We start from the raw sequence: 23190 nt of genomic DNA on the forward strand, positions 1-23190 counted from the left end.
GGCGTGGGATCACGCCGACAGGAAGCCTAGACGGCCGCCGTTCGCCTCCTCGATCGGCCTCGCTCGGGGAGGACGCGCGTCAGGGAGCGGTGTCGGTGCCGCCGGGCTTCTCGGGCTCGGCCGACTCGTCCGGCAGGTCGACGATCTCGGCGTCGACGACGTCCGCCTCCACGGCATCGTCTTCGGTCTCGACGGTGTCGGTGTCGGTGGTCTCGGCTTCGGTCTCGGCTTCCACGATGTCCGTGTCCGTCGGCGCGGCGTCCGGGGCTGCGGGGAGGGCGGCCGGCTCACCGAGCATCGATGTGCCCGCGGAGTCGTCGGATTCGCTCTCCTCGGCTTCGCTGTCCTCGTGCCATCCGTGGATGTCGTGGCGCCGCATCGACCAGGCGGTGACGGCCGCGGTGAGCGCGCCCACCACGAGGCACCACGCGAAGGTGGTGACGCCGAGGAGCGGCGCATCGACACCGAGATGGCCGAACGTTCCCACCGAGCCACCGGCGACGACGCCGATCAGGACGGCCGCCACGCTCACGCAGACCGCGGCGGCGGCGGCACTGCGCACCGCGTCCACCAGGGACGTCGTCGCACGAGCACACGCACGCCCGAGCACCACGGCGGCGAGTGCGGGGACGACGAGCATGACCGGCCACCACACCTGGGCCGACGATTCGGGCATGACTGCCAGCACCGGGACGGCAGGAAGCTGACCGCCGGTCGTCTCGGTGACGGAGACCATCGCCGCGCCCACGTGGGCGGACGACCCGGTGACGACCGACGACGCCGCCACCACGATGTTGGGCAGATACAGCACCGAGATCGCGGTCAGACCCAGCGCTCCGCCGATCCCGCCGCCGGACTCGAGCAGCGTGCCGAGCGTGGAGAAGGACAGCACGAGAGAGGCGGCGACGACGACGGCGCCACCGGCGAGCAGTACCGCGCCGGCACGCGCCGCGGGAGCGAAGGACGCTGCGAGCCACGGCGGCAGGACCACCGTGCGCATGAGTGCGGGCCAGGTACCGCGGATGCAGCCGATCGCCGCACCGATGCCGTGCACGAGGATGACCCACCCGAAGGTGGCGAGTGCGTTGGGCGTGCTCAGGGCGATGACGGTGGACGCGTCGTGAATCATCGCGAGCATCACCGCCGCCATCGCGAGCGGACCTGCGATCGCCGCGCCGACGACCCATCCGATGTCGCGACGGGTGGAGGCGTCGGTCAGTGGCCGCGCGACCGCCGACGACACCGCGTGCACCAGCACGAGAGTGGGCAGCAGCGGAAGGATCGACAACGTCGCACCGGCGATGCCCAGCGGCACTTGATGCACGGCCAGCCACGTGGCGGCCAACGCGCCGAACGTCCCCGTCAGGTCGCTGTTCGCGGAGACGAGCGTCACCAGCACCACGGCCGTGACGACGGCCAGGAGTAGCCCGACGGGCCGGAACGCCACGGTGAGCAGCATTCGAGCCTCGTCGGGACTCGGACCGAAACGGCCCCGCGTGTGCGGTTCGCGATCGAGTAGTGAGGTCATCACCGATCAGGTTCTCACCGTCGGCGCGGTGGAGAACCTAGGCGCGCCGACGACGCGGTTCAGCGGCGGTCGTCCGACCGATCGCCGAAGTCGAGTGCGCGGGTGGCTTCCGGCGCCTGCTGCTCGGGTGCCTGCTGCTCGGGTGCCTGTTGCTCGGGCGTGTGCTCCTCCGTGCTCGGCTGCTGCGCGGACGACTGCTCACCGGTGGGAGGTGTCGCGGACTCCGCCGATGCGGCGTGCGCGGGGGCGGTGTCCGCGGCGGTCTGGCCTACCGGCTGCCCGTAGCGCTCGGTCGGGGCGCTGTAGGGCGATCCGTAGCCCTGCGGCTGGCCGTATCCCTGCTGACCGTAGGCGCCGGGCTGCGCCTGACCCTGCTGGCCGTATCCCTGCGGCTGCCCGTAGGCACCCGGCTGCCCGTAACCCTGCGGCTGCCCGTAACCCTGCGGCTGCCCGTATCCCTGCGGCTGCCCGTAGGCACCCGGCTGCCCGTAGGCACCCGGCTGGCCGTACCCCTGCGGCTGGCCATAGCTCTGCGGCTGCCCGTAACCCTGCTGGCCGTAGGCGCCCTGCTGGCCGTATGCCTGTTGGCCATATGCCTGCTGCCCGTAGTTCTGCTGGCCGGGACCCTGCTGTCCCGGGCCACCCGGCTGGCCGAACTGCTGCTGCTTCGGACGCGGCGCCGGAACCGTCACGACTCCCGAGTCGACGAGAAGCGCACCGACGGCCGCGGCCACCTGCACGATGGCCAGGATCAGCACCAGGATCGACCCGATGCCGATACCGACGCGGACGGTCTCACCGAAGGCGGTGAACGCCGCCCCGCGGTTCACCAGCTGGAAGATCAGCGTGAGCAACGCGGTGACGGACAGCGCCGCGACCAGTCCCCGCGACGTCGTCTGCCGCGGCAGGAGGCCCGCGGCCGTGACGAGCGCAGCGAGGAGGAGCAGCGCCACGGACGTCGGGTCGCCCAGCTCGCGTTCGAAGAAGTTGGAGGACTCACCGCCGAGCGCGAACTGCGCGGACAGACCGAGCAGGAACGCGAGGACACCGGTGCCGATGACGACGTACGACGCGATACGGGCGACCTGCGTCGTGCGCGCCGCGATCTGCTCGGTCGTGTTGTCGTCGGCGCCGCTCGCGTCCGCGTCGACGGACTGGGTCGCAGCGCCGTCAGTGCGGTCGATCGACGCTGAACGGTCGTCGACCTGCCCGGTCTCCGTGGACGGGTCTCCGAAGGTGGTCGTCCGCGGGTCCGTCCGGCCGTGGTCGTGGTCGGGTCCCCCTGGTGAGAAGGTCATCTCGATTCCTCTTCCTCGGTGCTGGTCGTCGGTCGGCCGCCGACTGCGGCGGCCGCGCCGCTCACCAACACTACGGACCCGCGGTGAGTGACTCCTCGCTCAGGCGACGCCGACGGGTTCGCGGTCACTCGCCCGCGCGGCCTCGATCTCCCGCACCAGCGGCAGGATCTTCGCTCCGAAGTACTCGATCTCCTCCTGGAAGTGCAAGAAACCGCCGAGGATGAGGTCCACGCCGCGGTCGCGGTAGTCGACGATGCGCGTCGCCACCTGTTCGGGCGTACCGATCAGCTGGGTCTTGAAGCCGTCGTTGTACTGCACGAGGTCCTCGAAGCTCGAGTCGGCCCACATGCCCTTCTTGTCCGACGTCGAACTGCCGGCCTGCTGCACGGCACCGCGGAACCCCTCGACTGCCGGCTTGTTCGCCTTCTCGATGATCTCGCGGAGGGTGTCCCTCGCCTCCTTCTCGGTGTCGCGGGCGATGATGAAGCCGTTGAGACCGAACTTCACTTCACGCTGATGGGCCTGTGCGACGCGCCGCACGTCGTCGATCTGCTCGGTGATGCCGTCGAAGTCCTTGCCGTTGGAGAAGTACCAGTCGGAGTACCGACCTGCGTTCTCCCGTGCCGCCGACGAATTACCACCCTGGAACAGTTCGGGATTGGGACGCGCGGGCGTGTTGAGCGGTTTCGGCTTGAGCGTGAAGTCGTGGATGCGGTAGAAGTCGCCGCGGAAATCGACGTCGTCCTCGGTCCAGATCTTGCGCAGCACCTGCAGGAATTCGGCGCTGCGTCGGTAGCGCTCGTCGTGTTCGAGCCAGGGCTCACCGAGGTGCGTGAATTCGTCCTTGAACCATCCACTCACCACATTGACGGCGAAGCGTCCGTTGGAGAGATGGTCCGCTGTCGCACCGAGTTTCGCGAGCACGGCCGGTTGCCAGAGCCCGGGATGCACGGCAGCGATGACCTTGAGGCGCTCGGTCGCGAGGAGCAGTCCCAGACTGAAGCTCGTGGACTCGTGTTGAAACTCGGCTCCGTAGCTGGCCTCGTACCTGACCTGGCTCAGCGCGTACTCGAACCCGTTGTTCTCCGCCGTCTGCGCGAGCTTCTTGTTGTACTCGAACTCCCAGCTGGTGCGTTGCTCGATGTCGCTGGTGACGAGGCCACCACTGACGTTGGGCACCCAGTAGGCGAACTTCACTTCGTCGGCGATCTTCTCTGTACTCATGCAGTCCTCGGTTCGATAATAGTGCGCGACATATGATTTCAGGAGTACCAGGTGGGCTGGGGCAACTCGCCGGTGAGCACGTGGCGGCCGACCTCGCGGCGCTTGTAGGCCACCGGATCGTGCAACGTGTGCGTGCGCACGTTGCGCCAGAAACGGTCGAATCCGTGACTCGACGCGGTGGCGCGGGCGCCGAGCCCCTCGAAGATGCCCGACGTGATCTCCAGGGCGACCTCCGTGGCGCGTGCCTTCGCCGCGGCGACGCGCACCTCGTGCTCGCCGCGCTCGTGCTCGGTGACGGTCCAGGCGTTCTCGTGGATCCGCTGCTGCTCCGCGGCCACGGCGTCCGCGAGAGCCTCTGCGGCCCAGAGCTTCCCGGTCAAGTCTCCGTACAGGTCGATGATGTAGGGCTCGTCGAGCGCGTTGTCCACGGTGCTGTGCAGCCACGCTCGCGTGGTGGTACGCGTGTAGTCGGCAGCGGTCTCGAGGGCTCCGCGTGCGATGCCGAGGTAGAAGTTGACGAACACCAGCTGGATGATCGGGACGTTGAGGGTGTTGTAGACCCGCGGCTCGAACGCCTTGTTCGCGAATCCGGCGGCCGAGCTCCAGTCGGTGCGGACGTGATCGATGGTGACACTGCCACTCTCGGTGCGACGCTGACCGATGTTGTCCCAGTCGTCGTGGAACGTCAGGCCCTCGGAGTTCGACGGAACGATGGCGAAGACGTGGGTGTCGGTACCGGCGAGCACCCCCTCGAGCACGGTCACGTCGGAGACACGACTGCCCGTGGAGAACGTCTTGGCACCGTTGTAGACGATCGTGTCGCCCTCGTCGGTGATCTCGACGTCGTTGTCGCGCGGGTTGACCGCGCCGCCGAAGAACCAGGTGTTCTCGGTGGCGGCTTGTTCGACGGCAGCGATCTGCTCCTTCGTCCCGACCAGACGTGCCGCCCAGAACCACAGCAGGTGGTAGCCGAGCAGCTGTCCGATCGACCCGTCGGCGGCGGCCACGGCGCGGATCACCTGGTAGGCGGTCTCCCAGGTCTGCCCGCCACCACCGAACTCGGTCGGCCCGAGGATCGTGACCAGACCGGACTCCTTCAACAACGTCACCTCCTCGTGCGGCGCCTCGGTGGCGCGATCACGGGCGACGGCGTTGACGGCGAGGATCGCGGCCACCTCGTGGGCACGGTCGATCCATTCCGCGGACGTCGTGGGAGCGGTGGTCCAGCGCGGTTCGGTGGCGGCGCCGGCGGGGCGGGTGTCGGTGATCGTCATGCCCGGAAGTACATCGCCCGGGTCGATGCGGAACCACCGTTGCGCTCTGGGTGATTCGAACGGTTCGCTCACTCGCCGGGTGCGGTGAAGTAGTCGGTGCCGTGCGAGTCGCGGACATGGACGATCCCGTCCCGGAGCATGCGGTGGTGCCACTGCCGCCGGGTCTTCAGGCCGTGGTGCCGACGGCACAGCGGCGCGAGGTTGCCGGTGACGGTCCAGCCGCCTCTCTCCGGGTCGGTGTGGTCGAACGGGACGACATGGTCGAGGTCGCAGTCCTCGCTGGGCACAGCACATCCCGGGTGAACGCACGTCGAATACAGCGCTGTCACCAGCGACGCGATCGCTTCCGACGGCCGGTAGGTCAACGCCCCGGCCGGGGGTACGGCGAATCCCCCATGTCCGTCGGGGTTCTCGACGGCACGGTCCAACGACAATGGTGGCAGCGCGCGGAGGTACTCGGTGTCCTCCCGCACCGCCCGCGCTCGAACGCTGTCCATTCGCCCCGTGGTCGGTGTCCAGCCTGCCGGCATCCGCCGAGTACGTCGAACCTCTCGCCCGGCATCCGCGGCCTCGTGCTCCGGGCATCGGCAGCTGCACCCCACCCGCGGTTCCGCGACCTTCGCGGCGGTGATCATCGCCTGCCACGTCGCATCCCCGGCGATTCTCCGGGCCACGTCCGCAGGAACCGGACCCCAACCCACGAGATGCCCCGGCTCCCCCGCCAACCCCGCCGCCGTGGCCGCATAGAGCACGATCACCGCAGTGGCCTCCGGACGGGCGACCGACCCCCGCCGTTCGCAGTCATGGCCAGCACATTCACACGCGACAGCTCCGCCGGCGAGCACCGCGTGCGCTGCATCGAACAACCGCGCCGGCAGCGGCCGCGGATCCGTCGCGCACACCCCACGCGCCGCCGACACGATCGCCCGCCACATCGCCGCGACCTGCTCCGCCGGACCACGAATCACCAGCTCGGCCTGACCGCGCGGGAGCTTCCGCACCGTTGCCGACCGCTCCCGCGTCGCCCGTTCACGCGCTTCCCGGTGCCATTCCGCGTCGAACTCCGCGAAGATCCGGTCGACCGCCGCTGCCACCGCACCCGGAGCGCACCTCGACGCGGCAGCGACCACCCGCTGCAGCAGCGCTTCGGTGGCCTTCGGAACCCCGGCCACCGATCGGCACACCGTCCGGAACGCCGCATACGCCAACCGGCCCGCATCGAACGCCTCCGCCACCGCAGGATGCGCGGTGCGGGTCAGGAACAGCCACTCGGTGACCGTGCGCGTCGACACCGACAACGCCGCCGCGACCTCCGCCACCGCACAGGTCTCAGCAGCTTCCGCGTCGAACACCCCACCCGGACCGAGCACCGACGGCCGACGCGACGACTCCTGCACGTACGCACACGACGCCGACACGGTCCGGGCGAACGAGGCCTGAGCGTCAACCTTCGCGGACACCAACACATCCGTCGAAACCACTGTGTCGTACACGAATTCACCCCCCGGTGATGCCCCGATCAGACCGCCCCCCGACGACCTGAGCAGACAGTAACCCATCCCACCGACAAGAACTCGGGCACGATTTCCCTACCGAACGACGACCACCTTGCCGATGGTGCCGCCACTTTCCACTCGTCGGTGCGCGTCCTGCAGGGTGTCCACGTCGAACGGTGACAGAGTCGTGGTGCGGGTGCTCCGCAGAGTTCCGTTGTCGATGAGTCGCGAGACCTCGTCGAGGATGGTGTGCTGAGAAGTGCTCTCCGGCAACGCCAACGGCACCGTGAACATCAGTTCCCAGTGCCAGGTCTGGCTCTTGGCCTTCAGCGGCATCAGGTCCAGGCCGACCGGATCGTCGATCGCCACGACCTGGCCGTGCACTGCCATCACCGCGGCGTAGGCGTCGACATTGCCCTCGGAGAACGGGGAGAACACGTACTCGACGCCGTCCGGCGCCAGGGCACCGACCTCGTCCACGAGCGAGTGCCGATCCACGACGTGATGTGCGCCCATCTTCGTTGCCCAGTCACGGGATTCGCCGCGGGATGCCGCGGCAACAACGGTGAGCGAGGTCAGTGCCCGGGCGAGCTGGATGATCATCGACCCGGTACCGCCGGCGGCCCCCATCACGAGAAGTGTGCCGGTGCTGTCTTTCCCGAGTCCGAGCCGGACGAACAGCGATTCCCAGGCGGTGATGGCGGTCAGCGGCACGGCCGCGGCGTCCTCGGCGGACAGTGACGACGGCGCATGGCCGACGATCCGCTCGTCGACGAGTTGGTACTGGGCGTTGCTGCCGTCCCGAGCTATGGATCCCGCATAGAAGACTCGATCGCCGGGCTCGAAGATTCGGGCGTCGGAACCCACCGCGACGACCTCACCGACGGCGTCGAAACCGAGGACCTTCGGGCCGTCGGACGGATCGAAGGACGAGCGAACCTTCGTGTCCACCGGATTGACGGACACCGCGTCGACACGTAGGAGAACGTCGAATCCGGTGGGCGACGGAGTCTCTCGCTCGATCTGCACGAACGGCGAGTCGGGTTCGACGGAGACGATGGCGGAGTGAGTCGCGGGAATGCTCATACCTCGACGGTAGTCCCCCGGAACGACACGAGGGAGGCAAGCTTCCCGAGCGGGAAACCGGCCTCCCTCGTGTGAGAGAAGAAAGAGTGACTACTTCTTCTCGAGGATCTCGCGCGCGAGGGCAGCGGTCTCGGACGGCGTCTTGCCGACCTTCACGCCGGCCGCCTCGAGGGCGTCCTTCTTGGCCTGAGCCGTTCCCAGCGAGCCGGAGACGATGGCGCCGGCGTGGCCCATGGTCTTGCCCTCGGGAGCGGTGAAGCCGGCGACGTAACCGACGACGGGCTTGGTGACGTGCGCCTTGATGTAGTCGGCTGCACGCTCCTCGGCGTCGCCACCGATCTCGCCGATCATGACGATGATCTCGGTGTCGGGATCGTTCTCGAACGCCTCGATGGCGTCGATGTGCGTGGTGCCGATGACCGGGTCGCCGCCGATGCCGATGGCGGTGGAGAAGCCGAAGTCACGGAGCTCGAACATCATCTGGTAGGTCAGGGTGCCCGACTTCGAGACGAGGCCGATGGGGCCCTTGCCGGCGATGTTGGCGGGCGTGATGCCGACCAGTGCCTCGCCGGGGGTGATGATGCCGGGGCAGTTCGGCCCGATGATGCGGGTCTTCTTGCCCTTTTCGACGTTGTAGGCCCACGCGTACGCGCTGTCCTGCACCGGGATTCCCTCGGTGATGACGACGAGCAGCGGGATCTCCGCGTCGATGGCCTCGACGATGGCGTCCTTGGAGAATGCCGGCGGCACGAACGCGATGGACACGTCGGCTCCGGTCTTCTCCATGGCCTCGGCAACGCTGGCGAACACGGGCAGCTCGACGTCGGAACCGTCGGCTGCGGTGTGCTTGACCGTGGTCCCGGCCTTGCGAGCGTTGACGCCGCCGACGACCTGCGTGCCGGCCTTGAGCATCAGGGCGGTGTGCTTGGTGCCCTCGCCGCCGGTGATGCCCTGGACGATGACCTTGTTGTTCTTGTTCAGGAAAATAGACATAGTTTCGGTGCCCTCTACTTCGCAGCCAGCTCGGCGGCCTTGTCGGCGCCTTCGTCCATGGTCTCGGCCAGTGTCACCAACGGGTGCGCAGCATCGGCGAGAATCTTCCGGCCTTCTTCGACCTTGTTGCCGTCCAGGCGGACGACCAGCGGCTTGGAGGCGGTGTCGCCCAGCGTCTTCAGAGCGCCGACGATGCCGTTGGCAACCGCGTCGCACGAGGTGATTCCGCCGAAGACGTTGACGAACACGCTCTTGACCTGCGAGTCGCCGAGGATGACGTCGAGGCCTGCGGCCATGACCTCTGCCGAGGCGCCGCCGCCGATGTCGAGGAAGTTGGCAGGCTTGACGCCACCGTGCGCCTCACCGGCGTACGCGACGACGTCGAGGGTCGACATGACCAGTCCGGCACCGTTTCCGATGATGCCGACCTGTCCGTCGAGCTTGACGTAGTTGAGGTCGTTCTCCTTGGCCTTCGCCTCGAGTGGGTCCGCCGCGTCGGCGTCCTCGAACTCGGCGTGGCCCTTCTGACGGAAGTCCGCGTTGGCGTCCAGGGTGACCTTGCCGTCGAGGGCGAGGATCTGGTCGTCCGGCGTGCGCACGAGGGGGTTGACCTCGACGAGCAGCGCGTCTTCCTTGATGAAGACGTCCCACAGCTTCTGGATCGTGTTGGCCGCGGCGTCGAGCACCTCGGCGGGAAGCTTGCCGGCCTCGGCGATCTCACGCGCGAAGGCGAGGTCGACACCCTTGACGGCGTCGACGGGGATGCGGGCGAGCGCGTCGGGGTTCTCCTCGGCGGTGACCTCGATCTCGACACCACCCTCGACGGAACACATCGCGAGGTACGTGCGGTTCGTGCGGTCGAGCAGGAAGGAGATGTAGTACTCCTCCGCGATGTCGCTGGCCTCGGCGACGAGGAGCTTCTTGACGACGTGGCCCTTGATGTCGAGTCCGAGGATCGCTTCCGCGTTCGCCTCGGCCTCGGCGACGTCCTTGGAGTACTTCACGCCGCCGGCCTTGCCGCGGCCGCCGACCTTCACCTGGGCCTTGACCATGACAGGCTTGCCGATTTCTTCGGCGATCTGTCGTGCACCGGCGACCGTGTCCGTGACACGACCTGCCGACGTCGGAACCTCGTGCTTGGCGAAGAGTTCCTTCGCCTGGTATTCGAAGAGATCCATCAGCTCACCATCTCGTCTGCGTTGACGCCCGCTCGAGGGGTAGGAGCGGGTCCGACTTGCGACTGTAACTTTCCACCGAGAGGCCTGATCGACAGCCCGTCGAACTTGTGGTTCAGATCACCGACCTGCGCCGACATCTACTCGCCAGTACGAAAAAATCCCGCCGCCACCAGCGCCGATGCCGCAGCGCCGACAGCGGTCACGAAGGCCCCCGACGACGCCGTCACGTCGGGGCCCGCGCCGCCGAGGATCGGGCTCAGCGCGACACCCGCCAGAGCCACCGCGGAACCGATCTGGAGCGCCGCGGCGCGCGACGCCCGAGCGCGGGCCGCGACGGCGGCGCCGATCAGGACGGCGGCCACGAGTACCAGCCGCCCCCACACGTCCCACCCCCACGGCAGCGCCCCGATCCAGCCGCCGGTCTCCCCAACCACGTCGTACTGCGGCAGGAGCAGCCCCAGTGCGGCGACCCCGGCCGCGACGGCCAGCGCGGCTGCGAGGGGGCGCGAGGCCCCGTCCAGATCGCTGGTGTCGACGCCGTCCCGCTCCGAGGCGCCCGCCGCGGCGACGAGCGCGAGCGTGAGCAGACCGAGCAGCGTGCCGACGACCAGCAGCCAGCCGCCCGCACCGACGGACACGCCGTCGATACCGACGCCCAGCACGAGCGCCTGCAGCACCGCGGCCGCGAGCGCCAGATGGCCCGTGACGATCAGCGGCACCGCAGGCCGCACCGCGGCGGCGAACTCCGAGAAGAGCAACAGCACGCCGCCGACGACGGTCACGACGGCGTACGCGGCCACCGCCCGATCCCCCACCACCGTCGGGACGGAGCCGGTCGAGACGTCGAGAAGCGGCAGGACGGCGCCGACACCGAGAGCGATGCCCGTCAGGACGGTCACCGCTCCCGCGACGACGTGCCGCCGCGTCGAGTTCGAGGGAGCGGCGGACCGTGCGAGCCGGGGCACGGAGGTCGTGGGTCCGGAGGTCGCGCGCGCCGTCGCCACCGTGGCCACGCCGAGGACGAAGAGCCCGCCGACTCCGACGACCGTGCCCGCGCCGAGGTCGATGCGGTCGCCCGCCCCCAGCGCGGCAGCCAGGCGGACGCCGACGACGGTCGCCGACGCCGCGACCACACCGGTCAGTGCGCCGACCGCCGCGGACCTGCTGGTCGACGAGAACGCGTAGGCCACACCCACCAGCACCGCGACCGCGGACAGTCCACCGCCGAGAGCCGACGCGACGGGTCCGGCGACCGGAGCGGGAGCGAGGACGACGGCATCGGTGCTCACGTACGCGGGCAGGAGGAACGAGGCGGCGAGTGCGAGAGCGCCCGCGACCCCCGCGGCGACCACGACCGATGCCGATCGACGAGCGACGGGATCCTCGTCGACGTCGTCCCACTCGACCGTCCGCGCCAGCGCGAGTGCCGCCAGCACCCCGGCGACGACGACGAGCGCGTGCCCGAGCGTCACCACCACGGCTCCGGGGCCCGCCTCCAGCGCGCCGGCCGAGATCGGACGGAACAGCTCCAGCCGGTCGGCGTCGATCGCTCCGACGAACAGCTGGAGATCGGCCACGATCGATCCCAGTGCGACGGCGCCCAGCGTCGCGAGAACGGGGAAGACGATCGGCCAGGTCGCGCGCACCAGGAGCAGCAGGGCGATCGCCGCCCAGAGCGCCGACGAGACGGCGGCCGCGCCCCGCACCGGGGGACCCACGTCGGCGCCGCCGACGACGGGAACGTACGGAGCGGCCGCCACCGCCAGCGCTCCGACAACTCCGAGAGCGCGGGCACCGAGCCGGACGGGGTCGGACGCGGAACCTGAGGTACGACGGCCCGCGGATGTCGGCTGTGTCACGATGACGAACGGTATCCGGTCCTCGTGTCCGTCGATCGTGATGCCGCTCGCCTCGATCACAGGAAGATCACCGATGTGCCTGATCGGCGTCGGGACTCGTCCTCGAGTAAACCCAGGACACCTTGTGAGCCACCTCACATATGTGACCCGAGAAGCCGTTTGGCTTGCGCCCGCCGCGACCATTTCGTTACCGTCCACGAGGTTCCACATCACGGGTAGGTCACGAATCAGGAGGACGGCAGGTCTTGCAGCACCACCGAACTCCGTTCACACGCTCACGCTTCGTCTCGGACGCCACCGACGACAGTCGGTTCGATTCCCAGCAGTACGAGGCCCAGCAGTTCGAGCACGACACCACCGTGTTCACGCCGGCGGACGGTCATCTGACCGACACCGGCCCCCTCGAAGCCCTCTCGACCGATGCAGCATCGTCCCCCTGGGACCGTGCGCACGAGTCCAGCGACTACGTGGCGTCCGCGCCCGCGTACACCCCGGCCGCCGTCGGCGATGCGTCCACGCGCCGCCGCCGCTCGGTACCGGCGACGTCCTTCCTCGTCACCGCTCCGGCCGGAGCAGCACCGTCGGTGACCTCGGCTGCCATCGCGGACGAGATCGCCGTCAAGCGCAGCGGCGCCCATCGCATCCCCGCTCCGCCGTCCGCCCTCAAGGGACGCGTCGCTGTCGTCGCCGTGGCCGCAGGTGCGGTCGTCGCTGCCGGCCAGGCCGCGATCGACAACGCACAGCCCGCCGAGCGCACCGAGACCTCCGAGTACGCGCTCGCCGCCGGCCAGGCCCCGGCAGCTGCCGCGTCCGCAGGAATCGTCGACAGCTCCACCGCCGCCGGCATCGTCGCGGACCAGCCGGCCGCGCACGTCGACTCGGTGCCCACCGCCACGTCGACCGGAGCGCCCGTCACGGCCCCCTCCACCTCCGCGGCACCGCAGATCCTCAACATCGCCGCACCGGTCGACCTGGGCCAGTTCTCGGAGCTCCTCGCGAAGGGCCAGCGCTTCAGCGAGGAGCGCGAGGCTCGCGAGGCCGCCGCACGGCGTCCCCTCTTCGCACTGCCCGCGCTCGGCACCTACACCTCCGGCTTCGGCTCGCGGTGGGGCACGCTGCACGCCGGCGTGGACATCGCCAACGCCATCGGCACGCCGGTGTACGCCGTGGCCGACGGCACCGTCATCGACTCGGGCCCCGCGGCCGGCTTCGGACTGTGGGTCCGGTTGCAGCACGCCGACGGCACCATCACCGTGTACGGCCACATCGATTCGTCCGAGGTCCAGGTGGGCCAGACGGTCATGGCCGGCGACGAGATCGCCAAGATGGGCAACCGCGGCCAGTCCACCGGCCCGCACCTCCACTTCGAGGTCCACCTCACGGGGGACAACAAGATCGACCCGCTCCCCTGGTTGGCGTCCCGCGGTATCGCTCTCGGCCCCGAGCGCGACTGAGTTCCCACCTCCACTCACGTCGAAGGTCCGGCGCCACCGTCATGGACGGTGGCGCCGGACCTTTCTTCCGTGCCCTCTCACAGCTTGGTCATCGGCACTCCGCCGATGAGCATCATCTTCACGCGACCGGACGTGCCGAAGTCGATCAGCACCATCGCACGCTGACCTGATCCCTCGGACTCGACGACGGTCCCGAGACCGTACTTGTCGTGGCTCACGCGATCACCCACGGCGAGCGTCAGGGTGTTGTTGGACCGGGCCTTGCCGAAGCTGGGTGTCGGGGTGGCCGACGGCGACGACCCACCGGACCATCCACCACGGGGATTCGACGTCCAGTCGCGCTGGCGCCCCGAGCCACCACTGGAACCGAACCCGCTGCCGACGCCGGGATCCTCCCGTTTCCAGTCGATGAGATGCTGCGGAACCTCTTGCAGGAAGCGCGATTCGGGGTTGTTGATGGGCTGCCCCCACGCCGAGCGCATGATCGCGCGAGTGAGGTAGAGCCGGTGCCGCGCACGCGTGATGCCCACGTAGGCGAGTCGACGCTCCTCGGACAACTCCGCAGGATCACCGAGCGCTCGCATGTGCGGGAACTGGCCGTCCTCCCACCCGGTGACGAACACGACCGGGAACTCGAGCCCCTTGGCCGTGTGCAGCGTCATGAGCGTGACGACACCGTCGCCGTTGTCCGGGATCTGGTCGGTGTCGGCCACCAGCGAGACCCGCTCGAGGAAGGCGGCGAGCGAACCCGGCTCGGCCACACCGTCGGTGTCCTCTGGTTCTGCGGACGCGACGTCGAGGTCCGCGTTGATGTCGACCCCCACCTCGAGATCCTCGATGCCCTGAAGGTTGCGTGCGTCGGCACTGAACTCGCGGGCCACGCTGACCAGTTCGTTGAGGTTGTCGAGGCGAGCGCCGTCCTGGGGATCCGAGCTGGCCTCGAGTTCGGCGCGATACCGCGTGCGGTCGAGCACCGCCTCGACGATGTCGCCGATGTCCGCGACGTCGTTTCCGTCGGCATCGGTCGCGTTCATGGTGGCCCGCAGCTCGCCGATCATCTCCATGAACGACGCGATGGCGTTCTGCGCGCGCGTGTTGAGCAGCGCAACGGAGCCGGCCGCGGCATCGAGGAGCGCGGCGTTGAAGCTGATGTTCTTCCGCTCGGCGTGCACGGCGACACAGGCCTCGGCACGATCGCCGATGCCGCGGCGCGGGGTGTTGAGGATGCGCCGCATGCTCACCGTGTCGTCCGGATTGGCCAGCACGCGGAGGTACGCGACCACGTCGCGTACCTCCTTGCGCTCGTAGAAGCGCACACCGCCCACCACCTTGTAGGGCAGACCGAGGCGGATGAAGATCTCCTCGAGCGCGCGCGAGGAGTTGTTGGTCCGGTAGAACACCGCGACGTCGGAGTACTTGTAGTCGGTGCCGTCGACCAGCCGATCGATCTCCGACGCCACGAACTTGGCCTCGTCGTGCTCGTTGTCCGCTACGTAGCCGATGATCGGATCGCCGTCGCCGGTGTCCGTCCACAGCCGCTTGTCACGACGGTTGGTGTTGCGCGCGATGACGGCGTTGGCTGCCGCCAGGATGGTTTGGGTGGACCGGTAGTTCTGCTCGAGCAGGATGGTCCGCGCATCCGGATAGTCGCGCTCGAACTCCTCGATGTTGCGGATGGTCGCGCCGCGGAACGCGTAGATCGACTGGTCGGCGTCGCCCACCACGCACAGTTCGCTCGGGGGAACTGCCGCGACGTCGCCCTCCGCCGTCGATCCGGTGCCCACCAACTCGCGCACCAGCATGTACTGCGCGTGGTTGGTGTCCTGGTACTCGTCGACGAGGACGTGGCGGAAGCGGCGCCGGTAGTACTCGGCGACGTCCGGATGGCTCTGCAGCAGTGCCACCGTCTCGCCGATGAGATCGTCGAAGTCGAACGCGTTGGCCGCCCGCAGACGCTGCTGGTAGTGGCCGTAGACCTTCGCGATGACGGCCGGCAGCTCGGCCGGCTCCTTCTCCGCGTCGGCGACGGCCTGGTCCGGATCGATCAGCTCGTTCTTCAGATTGGAGATCTGCGTCGCCAGCAGACGCGACGAGAACTTCTTCGGATCGAGCTGCAGATCCTTGCCGATCATCGTGAGGAGCCGACGCGAGTCGTCCGCGTCGTAGATGGAGAAGTTCGAGTTGAGGCCGGGAAGCAGCGCCGCCTGGCTCCGGAGGATCCGCACGCAGCTCGAGTGGAACGTGCTCACCCACATGAAGTTGGCCCGCGGCCCGACCAACTGGACGACGCGTTCCCGCATCTCCGCCGCGGCCTTGTTGGTGAACGTGATCGCGAGGACCTGGCCGGGTGTGACATCTCTCTCCGCCAGGAGATACGCGATGCGACGGGTCAACACCGCGGTCTTGCCCGAACCGGCGCCCGCCACGATGAGCAACGGTCCCCCCGAGTGCATCACTGCCTCGCGTTGCTGGGGATTGAGGCCCTCGAGGAGCTGGTCCGAGGACCTGGTGGCGCGTGCGGGTGACTGTGTGTTCATCGTCCGTCCAGATTACCGGCGGTCACCGACACCGACACCATCACTCGGGCCGTGGGCGCCGAATCCCTGTCGTGTCGGAGTTCTGCCGCTCGCCGTATCACGCCGATCTGCAATTGCTCCTTCTTTACGTGGGGAGTGACACGGGCATACTCTTGCCCGGGCTCGACCGGCGAACGGCATCACACCGACTGCACCCGACCGTAGTGACCAGGCGTTTCGTGACTTCCGCGGAAATTCGTGGAAATCGCGTAACAGAACGTGAGAGCAGAGCGACACACGTTCTGACACGAGGAGTTGATATGAGCACAGCGATTCACACCACCGCAGCATCGGCATCGTCCGAGTCGAACGATCACGCCGACGACGCGAACCTGCCGACGTCCGAAGCCGAGATCGACGAGCTCCGCAAGGAGATCGACCGCCTCGATGCCGAGATCCTCGCCGCCGTGAAGCGCCGCTCGGAGGTCTCCCGCACCATCGGTCAGACGCGGATGGCACAGGGCGGACCCCGCCTCGTCCACAGCCGCGAGATGAAGGTCCTCCAGCGCTTCAGCGACCTCGGCCAGGAGGGTCACACGCTGGCCATGCTCCTGCTCCGCCTGGGCCGCGGCCGCCTCGGACACTGAGTCCACCGCTCGTAGAGCTCGACCGGGAACCGCCCAGACGACGGGCGGTTCCCGTGCCTCACCGCATCACTGCAGGGCGATGTACTTGGTCTCGAGGTACTCCTCGATCCCCTCGCTTCCGCCCTCGCGACCGAATCCCGACGCTTTGATCCCACCGAACGGTGCGGCCGCGTCGGAGATCACCCCGCGATTGACACCCACCATGCCGGTCTCCACGGCCTCCGCCACGCGCAGCGCCCGGTCCAGATCCCGCGTGAAGATGTACGCGGCCAGGCCGAACTCGGTGTCGTTCGCCGCAGCGATGCCGTCCTCCTCGGTCTCGAAGCCGCGCACCGCGAGCACCGGTCCGAAGACCTCCTCGCTCAGAATTCGGGCGTCGCCGGCCACGTCGGTCAGCACGGTGGCGGGGTAGAACCAGCCCGGCCCGTCCTCCGCAGTGCCGCCGAGAGCGACGGTCGCGCCCTTGGACGCCGCGTCGTCGACGAGTTCGGCCACCGTGTCACGCTGCTCCTCGTTGATCAGCGGTCCGAGCTTCGTGTCCGGATCACTGCCCCGCCCGACCGTCATGGCGCGCATCTTCTCGGTCACCTTGGCGACGAACTCGTCCTTGACCGAGTTCTGCACGTGGAACCGATTGGCGGCCGTGCAGGCCTCGCCGCCGTTGCGCATCTTGGCGAGCATCGCCCCCTCGACGGCGGCGTCGATGTCCGCGTCGTCGAACACGACGAAGGGCGCATTGCCGCCCAGCTCCATCGACGTCCGCAGCAGATTCTTCGACGACTTCTCCACGAGCATCCGCCCCACCTCGGTGGAGCCGGTGAAGGTCAACTTGCGCAGTCGAGGATCGTCGATCAACGGCCCGGTGACAGCGCTGGACTTCGACGTCGGCAGTACCGACAGCACGCCCTCGGGCAGCCCGGCCTCGGAGATGAGCTTCGCCAGGTAGAGCATCGTCAGCGGAGTCTCCGAGGCGGGCTTCACCAGGATCGTGCATCCCGCCGCGAGTGCGGGCCCGATCTTGCGGGTGCCCATCGCCAGCGGGAAGTTCCACGGCGTGATCGCCAGCACCGGGCCGACGGGCTGTTTGGTCACCAGAATCCGGCCGTTGCCCGCGGGCGCCGGCGTGTACCGCCCCGCGATGCGGACCGCCTCCTCAGAGAACCAGCGGAAGAACTCTCCGCCGTACTTCACCTCGGCCTGACTCTCGGCGAAGGCCTTGCCCATCTCCAGCGTCATGAGCAGTGCGATGTCGTCGGCGTGCTCGGTGATCGACTCGAAGACCGCCCGCAGGATCTCGCCGCGCTGTCGCGCCGGGGTGGCGGCCCAGGACTTCTGCACCGCGACGGCCTCGTCGAGCGCGCGTGCGGCGTCGGCGGGACTCGCGTCCGAGACCTCGGTGAGCACCTCCCCGGTCGAGGGATCCCGAACCGGGAACGTGGAGCCGTTCTCCGCGTCGACCTGCTTGCCTCCGATCCACAACTTCGTGGGGACGGACGCGATCAGGTCCTTCTCCCGGGTCGTCGCTGCGCTGCTCGTTCCTTCGCTCACGTCTCTCGCACTCCTCGTCGCTGCTCGCCGGGTCGCCCGGTGGTACCGACTGTCTACCCCGTGGGGCGGGACTCGTCACGCACTCCCGCACGGCGATCGCATGTCAGCGGGCAGGCCGGAGGCCGGTCGGCATGTCCCAGCGGCTCGGGTGCCCAGCGATTAGGGTCAGGGCTCATGAGCGCCGACATCACGAGCACCGAAGCCTGGACCGAGCTCGTCTCACATCACGAGGCCGTGGCCGATCGCCACCTCCGTGACTTCTTCGCCGACGATCCGTCGCGTGGGAGCGAGCTGACCGTCACCGCGGGCGACCTGTACATCGACTACAGCAAGCACCGGGTCGAGCGGCAGACGCTCGAACTGCTGCTCGACCTCGCACGCGCAGCGGACGTCACCGGGCGTCGGGACGCCATGTTCGCGGGCGAGCACATCAACACCTCCGAGAACCGGGCCGTGCTGCACACCGCGCTGCGTCTGCCGTCGGACGCGTCACTCGAGGTCGACGGCCAGGACGTGGTGGCCGACGTGCACGAGGTCCTCACGCGGATGGGCGATTTCAGCGATCGAGTGCGATCCGGCGAGTGGACCGGCGCCACCGGTGAGCGGATCCGCACCGTCGTCAACATCGGGATCGGCGGCTCCGACCTGGGTCCGGTGATGGTCTACCAGGCTCTGCGGCACTACGCCGACGCGGGCATCTCGGCGCGCTTCGTCTCGAACGTCGACCCGGCCGATCTCGTCGGCACCCTCGCCGATCTGGACCCGGCGTCGACGCTGTTCATCGTCGCCTCCAAGACCTTCGGCACACTCGAGACGCTGACCAACGCCACGGCCGCCCGGCGATGGCTCACGGCCGCACTCGGTGACGACGCCGTCGCCCAGCACTTCGTCGCGGTGTCCACCAATGCGGAGAAGGTGTCGAACTTCGGCATCGACACCGCGAACATGTTCGGCTTCTGGGACTGGGTCGGCGGCCGCTACTCGGTCGATTCCGCCATCGGTCTGTCGGTGATGCTCGCCGTCGGCCGCGAGGCGTTCGCGGACTTCCTCGAGGGCTTCCACCTGATCGACCAGCACTTCCGCGAGGCGCCGCTCGAGTCCAATGCGCCGATCCTGCTGGGCACGCTGGGCGTCTGGTACTCCAGCTTCTTCGGCGCGCAGTCCCGGGCGGTGCTGCCGTACTCGAACGATCTGAACCGGTTCGCCGCCTACCTGCAGCAGCTCACCATGGAGTCGAACGGCAAGTCGGTGAGGGCCGACGGAACGCCCGTCACGACGGACACCGGCGAGATCTTCTGGGGCGAGCCCGGAACCAACGGCCAGCACGCCTTCTACCAATTGCTGCACCAGGGAACACGACTCGTGCCGGCGGACTTCATCGGCTTCGCCGAGCCGACGGACGATCTTCCCACCGCGGACGGCACGGGCAGCATGCACGACCTGCTCATGAGCAACTACTTCGCCCAGACCAAGGTGTTGGCCTTCGGCAAGACGGCGGAGGAGATCGCCGCCGAGGGCACGGACGCGGACATCGTGCCGCACAAGGTGATGCCGGGCAACCGCCCGTCGACGTCGATCCTCGCGCCGAAACTCACGCCGTCGGTGGTGGGTCAGCTCATCGCCCTCTACGAACATCAGGTCTTCGTCGAGGGCGTCATCTTCGGCATCGACTCGTTCGACCAGTGGGGAGTCGAGCTGGGCAAGACCCAGGCGCAGGAGCTGACGCCGGTGCTGACCGATGCGGACGGCCCGGGCGCGGACCTCGATTCGTCGACGGGTGCGCTGATCGACTGGTACCGCAGCGAACGCGGACGCTGACGTACAGCGAGACCGCGCCGGTCCGTCGGGTCGGGGGTCTGACGGACCGGCACGGTCTCACACACCATGTCGCCGCCACCCGTCCGGGCGTTACACATCGGGCGAACTTTCTTCGGCGGCCTCGTGAACAACCACAACCGGGCGTGGCAGCGGTACGGTCGAACCATGAACGTGCGGATCGAACGCCGAGGTCCGGTGGTCACGGTGATCCTTCACCGACCCGAGGCACGCAATGCCGTGGACGGTCCGACGGCGGCCGCTCTGGTGGAGGCCTTCGAGGAGTTCGACGCGGATCCGACGGCATCGGTCGCGGTGCTGTGGGGAGACGGCGGAACCTTCTGCGCCGGTGCCGACCTCAAGGCACTGGGCACCGAGCGCTCGAACGTGGCGACCGAGCACGGTGACGGGCCGATGGGGCCCACACGCATGGAACTGTCCAAGCCTGTCATCGCCGCGGTGTCCGGCCATGCGGTCGCCGGCGGTCTCGAACTCGCGCTGTGGTGCGACCTGCGCGTCGCCGACGAGGACGCCGTGTTCGGTGTGTTCTGTCGGCGCTGGGGTGTGCCGCTGATCGACGGCGGAACGGTGCGATTGCCGCGGGCGATCGGTACGTCGCGGGCGATGGACATGATCCTCACCGGGCGTGCCGTCGACGCGCAGGAAGCGCTGACGTTCGGACTCGCCAACCGGGTCGTCCCCACGGGCACCTGCCGCGCTGCCGCGGAGGAACTCGCCGCGTCCCTGGCCGAGTTCCCGCAGGCGTGCCTGCGCGGCGACCGACTGTCGTCGCTCGAGCAGGAGGGCCTGGACCACCGCGCGGCGATGGCGAACGAGTTCCGGCACGGTGCCACCTCGCTCGTCGACGCGTTCGACGGCGCACAGAAGTTTGCGTCCGGCGCCGGGCGACACGGAGCACCGCTCGAGTGACTCGCCTCTCCGTCGTCGACGAGATCTTCCTCCGCACACATCGAGGCTTCGGCATACCCGTTGCGATGCAGGGCCTCTGGGTCACCGAGGAGCCCATCACCCCCGGCGCTCTCGACCTGATCGACGCCCGGCTCGCCGAGGGTCGTCTGGGTGTGCGGATCGTCAGCTCGCGTCTGCCCGGCGCGCGTCGGCGCTGGGTCCGGGCATCGGGGCGCCCCGGCGTCCGGTGGACGGAGCCGACCGACGACCCGGTCCGCTGGGCCGAGTCGGGCGCCGACGTCTCGCTCGACCCCGAGTACGGACCGGGCTGGCGTCTGACCGCGGCGCCCTGCGGGAACGGAACCGCCGTCTCGTTGGTGTGCTCCCACGTCATCGCCGACGCACGCGGACTCATCGACGCAGCAGCGGCGGCGCTGTCCGGCGTCCCGGACCCGATCGCCCCGGACGACGGCACCACCGACACCGCCGATGCACTGGCCACACTGTCGACCGTCGTCGGCCGCACCGCCGTGGCCGTCTCCGCGCTCGCCGTCAGTCGCGCCCGGCGCGCCGAACTGATGCAGTACCTGCAGGCGTCGAGGACCGGAACTCCTGCGCCGGCCCGTCCCGACGCGTGGGAAGCGCTGTCCGTGAGCACCGATGTCGAAGCGACGCAGTGGGATCGGGTCGCCGCCGACGGAGCGGGCACTCCGAACGTGGTGTTCCTGTCCGTCGTCGCGGCCGTCGTCGCGACGCTGAGATGTTCGGGCACGTCCGGCGACACCGACGGGTCCGTCCTGCTCGGCGTCCCGATGAAGGTCGAGGCCGGCGGCGCCAACGCGATCTCGGTGACGGCGGTCCGCATCACGGAATCCGACTCACTGGCCGACATCCGTCGACGCGCGAAGACGGCGTACCGAAGCCCGCTGACCGGTCCCGCGGGCTTCCCCGACGAGTTGCTGCACGTGGTCCCCGAACGCGCCGCCGCGCTCCTCGCGCCGTCGACGGGCCGGCGAGATGCTCTGTGCTCCAACATTGGCCCGCTTCCCGAGGCGGTGCGCACCATCGGCGGCCGCCCCGCGGTGCGCGTCGCCGCGCGGGCGATCCACCCGGGACTCCGACACGAGCAGTCCGCCGCGTCGCCGACCATCCTGTCGGCCTATCTCTGCCGCCACGATCACGCCTACACGCTGTCGGTGGTGGTCACCGATCCTGCGTTGACGCACTCGGTGGAGCAGGTTCGCGACGCGATCGCGACGGCACTCGGGCATCACCACCTCACACCCGACTTCTGGTGAGTACGGTGAACATCACCGACTTCAGAGAGGTGAGTGCGTTCATGAGTGAGACCGACATCTACGCGAAGATCAAGGACCTGGTCGACACCGAGCACGAGTTGCGTTCGCGCACCGAAGCAGGCGAGCTCGATCCGAGCGAGGAGCGGGCGCAGCTCGACCAGCTCGAGAAGGCACTCGACCAGTGCTGGGACCTGCTGCGTCAGCGGCGCGCCAAGAAGGACGCCGGACTCTCCCCCGACGACGCCGAGGCGCAGTCCGTCTCACAGGTCGAGAACTACCTGCAGTAGCTAGACGAGCCCGTCCGTGAGTCGACGAGGGAGCACGCGCAACACGACGTCGATCGCCTTCCAGGTGAGGCCCGGCAGCGCGGAGCGCGCGACCTCCTTCTCGATGGCCGCGACCATCGCGGAGACGCCGTCGTCGAGTGAGGACATCAGTCGACCGGCGTCTCCGGCGCGGGAGGACATGTCGGTGGCGACATATCCGGGCAGCACCGTGGTGACCGCGATGGGTGTGCGGCGGAGTTCGGCGACCAGCGCCTCGCCGAGTGCCGAGACTCCCGCCTTCGACGCGGAGTACACAGCCTTGGATCCGGGTAGTCCGCGATCGGCACTCACCGACGACACGAGGACGAGGTGACCGGCATTCTGCTCACGGAACACCGCCAGCGCTGCCTCGACCTGGGACACCACTCCGACGAAGTTGGTGCGTGCGGTCTCGAGGTTGGCGTCCGCGCGCCCGGTGCCGAGCCTCGCGCCCTTTCCGAGACCGGCGTTCACGATCACGCGGTCGAGCCCGCCGAGTGTCTCCCGCAACGCGTCGATCCCCGACACCACCGACTCGTGATCCGTCACGTCCATCGCGGCGACCGCCACGGTGATGTCCGGATGCCGGGCGGTGAGCTCGGCGCGCAGAGCCTCGAGCCGGTCCACCCGCCGGGCACACAGCCCCACGTCGCGGCCCATCGCCGCGAACCGCCGCGCCATCTCCTCGCCCAGACCCGAACTGGCCCCGGTGATCACGATCTTCTGTCTCCCCATCGGGCACACACTAGCCACCACGACCCA

At 68.8% G+C, this 23190-nt stretch carries 18 protein-coding genes; 6 read left to right on the forward strand and 12 right to left on the reverse strand.

All coding sequences use genetic code 11. The features are described from left to right. Nucleotides 1-79 precede the first annotated feature (79 nt). The 9 genes from OHB23_RS19700 to OHB23_RS19740 all read right to left on the reverse strand — a co-directional run bounded on the left by OHB23_RS19700 (nucleotide 80) and on the right by OHB23_RS19740 (nucleotide 11936). Nucleotides 80-1528, reverse strand: coding sequence for a cell division protein PerM (locus OHB23_RS19700; RefSeq protein WP_328810213.1), 1449 nt, complete (start codon nucleotides 1526-1528; stop codon nucleotides 80-82). Nucleotides 1529-1587: 59 nt separating this feature from the next. Then, complete coding sequence (locus tag OHB23_RS19705) at nucleotides 1588-2826, reverse strand: DUF5336 domain-containing protein (protein WP_328810214.1); 1239 nt, start codon at nucleotides 2824-2826, stop codon at nucleotides 1588-1590. Between the two features lie 99 nt (nucleotides 2827-2925). Next, on the reverse strand, nucleotides 2926-4050 hold the full coding sequence (gene sfnG / locus OHB23_RS19710; protein ID WP_027504151.1) for a dimethylsulfone monooxygenase SfnG: 1125 nt from the start codon (nucleotides 4048-4050) through the stop codon (nucleotides 2926-2928). Nucleotides 4051-4088: 38 nt separating this feature from the next. After that, nucleotides 4089-5324, reverse strand: a complete 1236-nt coding sequence (locus OHB23_RS19715; protein WP_328810216.1) for an acyl-CoA dehydrogenase family protein — start codon at nucleotides 5322-5324, stop codon at nucleotides 4089-4091. A gap of 68 nt (nucleotides 5325-5392) precedes the next feature. Continuing rightward, complete coding sequence (locus OHB23_RS19720) at nucleotides 5393-6784, reverse strand: HNH endonuclease signature motif containing protein (RefSeq protein ID WP_328810217.1); 1392 nt, start codon at nucleotides 6782-6784, stop codon at nucleotides 5393-5395. A 129-nt stretch (nucleotides 6785-6913) separates the two neighbouring features. Then, nucleotides 6914-7906: a zinc-binding alcohol dehydrogenase family protein gene (locus OHB23_RS19725; RefSeq protein ID WP_328810218.1), complete on the reverse strand. Its 993-nt coding sequence runs from the start codon at nucleotides 7904-7906 to the stop codon at nucleotides 6914-6916. Between the two features lie 90 nt (nucleotides 7907-7996). After that, nucleotides 7997-8899 carry a succinate--CoA ligase subunit alpha gene (gene sucD / locus OHB23_RS19730; protein ID WP_027504157.1) on the reverse strand — a complete coding sequence of 301 codons (903 nt, stop codon included), beginning with the start codon at nucleotides 8897-8899 and terminating at the stop codon, nucleotides 7997-7999. A gap of 14 nt (nucleotides 8900-8913) precedes the next feature. Then, complete coding sequence (sucC, locus tag OHB23_RS19735) at nucleotides 8914-10077, reverse strand: ADP-forming succinate--CoA ligase subunit beta (RefSeq protein WP_056446972.1); 1164 nt, start codon at nucleotides 10075-10077, stop codon at nucleotides 8914-8916. 137 nt (nucleotides 10078-10214) lie between these two features. Then, on the reverse strand, nucleotides 10215-11936 hold the full coding sequence (locus OHB23_RS19740; protein ID WP_328810219.1) for a hypothetical protein: 1722 nt from the start codon (nucleotides 11934-11936) through the stop codon (nucleotides 10215-10217). Between the two features lie 245 nt (nucleotides 11937-12181). On the opposite strand from OHB23_RS19740, the gene OHB23_RS19745 reads away from it, so the two are divergent. Beyond that, nucleotides 12182-13390, forward strand: a complete 1209-nt coding sequence (locus tag OHB23_RS19745) for a M23 family metallopeptidase (protein WP_328810220.1) — start codon at nucleotides 12182-12184, stop codon at nucleotides 13388-13390. Nucleotides 13391-13467: 77 nt separating this feature from the next. On the opposite strand, the gene OHB23_RS19750 is transcribed toward OHB23_RS19745, so the two are convergent. Beyond that, complete coding sequence (locus OHB23_RS19750; protein WP_307095407.1) at nucleotides 13468-15927, reverse strand: UvrD-helicase domain-containing protein; 2460 nt, start codon at nucleotides 15925-15927, stop codon at nucleotides 13468-13470. Nucleotides 15928-16226: 299 nt separating this feature from the next. On the opposite strand from OHB23_RS19750, the gene OHB23_RS19755 reads away from it, so the two are divergent. Continuing rightward, complete coding sequence (locus OHB23_RS19755; protein ID WP_027504161.1) at nucleotides 16227-16553, forward strand: chorismate mutase; 327 nt, start codon at nucleotides 16227-16229, stop codon at nucleotides 16551-16553. 66 nt (nucleotides 16554-16619) lie between these two features. Here the strand turns inward: OHB23_RS19755 and OHB23_RS19760 are convergent, their stop codons facing one another. Continuing rightward, nucleotides 16620-18101: an NAD-dependent succinate-semialdehyde dehydrogenase gene (locus OHB23_RS19760; RefSeq protein ID WP_328810222.1), complete on the reverse strand. Its 1482-nt coding sequence runs from the start codon at nucleotides 18099-18101 to the stop codon at nucleotides 16620-16622. A 174-nt stretch (nucleotides 18102-18275) separates the two neighbouring features. Between OHB23_RS19760 and pgi the strand changes: the two genes are divergently transcribed. The 4 genes from pgi to OHB23_RS19780 all read left to right on the forward strand — a co-directional run bounded on the left by pgi (nucleotide 18276) and on the right by OHB23_RS19780 (nucleotide 22410). Further along, nucleotides 18276-19919, forward strand: coding sequence for a glucose-6-phosphate isomerase (gene pgi / locus OHB23_RS19765; RefSeq protein WP_328810223.1), 1644 nt, complete (start codon nucleotides 18276-18278; stop codon nucleotides 19917-19919). 165 nt (nucleotides 19920-20084) lie between these two features. Beyond that, nucleotides 20085-20846 carry a crotonase/enoyl-CoA hydratase family protein gene (locus OHB23_RS19770; RefSeq protein ID WP_056447520.1) on the forward strand — a complete coding sequence of 254 codons (762 nt, stop codon included), beginning with the start codon at nucleotides 20085-20087 and terminating at the stop codon, nucleotides 20844-20846. Continuing rightward, nucleotides 20843-22123 (forward strand): hypothetical protein, encoded by a 1281-nt coding sequence (locus tag OHB23_RS19775; RefSeq protein WP_328810224.1) that lies wholly within the window; start codon nucleotides 20843-20845, stop codon nucleotides 22121-22123. Before OHB23_RS19770 ends, OHB23_RS19775 begins: the two co-directional genes overlap by 4 nt. Nucleotides 22124-22164: 41 nt before the next feature. Further along, nucleotides 22165-22410 (forward strand): DUF2630 family protein, encoded by a 246-nt coding sequence (locus tag OHB23_RS19780; RefSeq protein ID WP_027504165.1) that lies wholly within the window; start codon nucleotides 22165-22167, stop codon nucleotides 22408-22410. Here the strand turns inward: OHB23_RS19780 and OHB23_RS19785 are convergent, their stop codons facing one another. Then, nucleotides 22411-23163, reverse strand: coding sequence for an SDR family oxidoreductase (locus OHB23_RS19785; protein ID WP_307095415.1), 753 nt, complete (start codon nucleotides 23161-23163; stop codon nucleotides 22411-22413). Nucleotides 23164-23190 lie beyond the last annotated feature (27 nt).

It is taken from the genome of Rhodococcus sp. NBC_00294, assembly GCF_036163995.1.
Classification (GTDB): domain Bacteria; phylum Actinomycetota; class Actinomycetes; order Mycobacteriales; family Mycobacteriaceae; genus Rhodococcoides.

Coding starts and splice junctions, on each gene's coding strand:
- sfnG (WP_027504151.1), bottom strand. CDS start 4,050: ATGAGTACAGAGAAGATCGCCGACGAAGTGAAGTTCGCCTACTGGGTG.
- OHB23_RS19715 (WP_328810216.1), bottom strand. CDS start 5,324: ATGACGATCACCGACACCCGCCCCGCCGGCGCCGCCACCGAACCGCGC.
- OHB23_RS19725 (WP_328810218.1), bottom strand. CDS start 7,906: ATGAGCATTCCCGCGACTCACTCCGCCATCGTCTCCGTCGAACCCGAC.
- OHB23_RS19700 (WP_328810213.1), bottom strand. CDS start 1,528: ATGACCTCACTACTCGATCGCGAACCGCACACGCGGGGCCGTTTCGGT.
- OHB23_RS19785 (WP_307095415.1), bottom strand. CDS start 23,163: ATGGGGAGACAGAAGATCGTGATCACCGGGGCCAGTTCGGGTCTGGGC.
- pgi (WP_328810223.1), top strand. CDS start 18,276: ATGAGCGCCGACATCACGAGCACCGAAGCCTGGACCGAGCTCGTCTCA.
- OHB23_RS19780 (WP_027504165.1), top strand. CDS start 22,165: ATGAGTGAGACCGACATCTACGCGAAGATCAAGGACCTGGTCGACACC.
- OHB23_RS19770 (WP_056447520.1), top strand. CDS start 20,085: ATGAACGTGCGGATCGAACGCCGAGGTCCGGTGGTCACGGTGATCCTT.
- sucC (WP_056446972.1), bottom strand. CDS start 10,077: ATGGATCTCTTCGAATACCAGGCGAAGGAACTCTTCGCCAAGCACGAG.
- OHB23_RS19755 (WP_027504161.1), top strand. CDS start 16,227: ATGAGCACAGCGATTCACACCACCGCAGCATCGGCATCGTCCGAGTCG.
- OHB23_RS19705 (WP_328810214.1), bottom strand. CDS start 2,826: ATGACCTTCTCACCAGGGGGACCCGACCACGACCACGGCCGGACGGAC.
- OHB23_RS19750 (WP_307095407.1), bottom strand. CDS start 15,927: ATGAACACACAGTCACCCGCACGCGCCACCAGGTCCTCGGACCAGCTC.
- sucD (WP_027504157.1), bottom strand. CDS start 8,899: ATGTCTATTTTCCTGAACAAGAACAACAAGGTCATCGTCCAGGGCATC.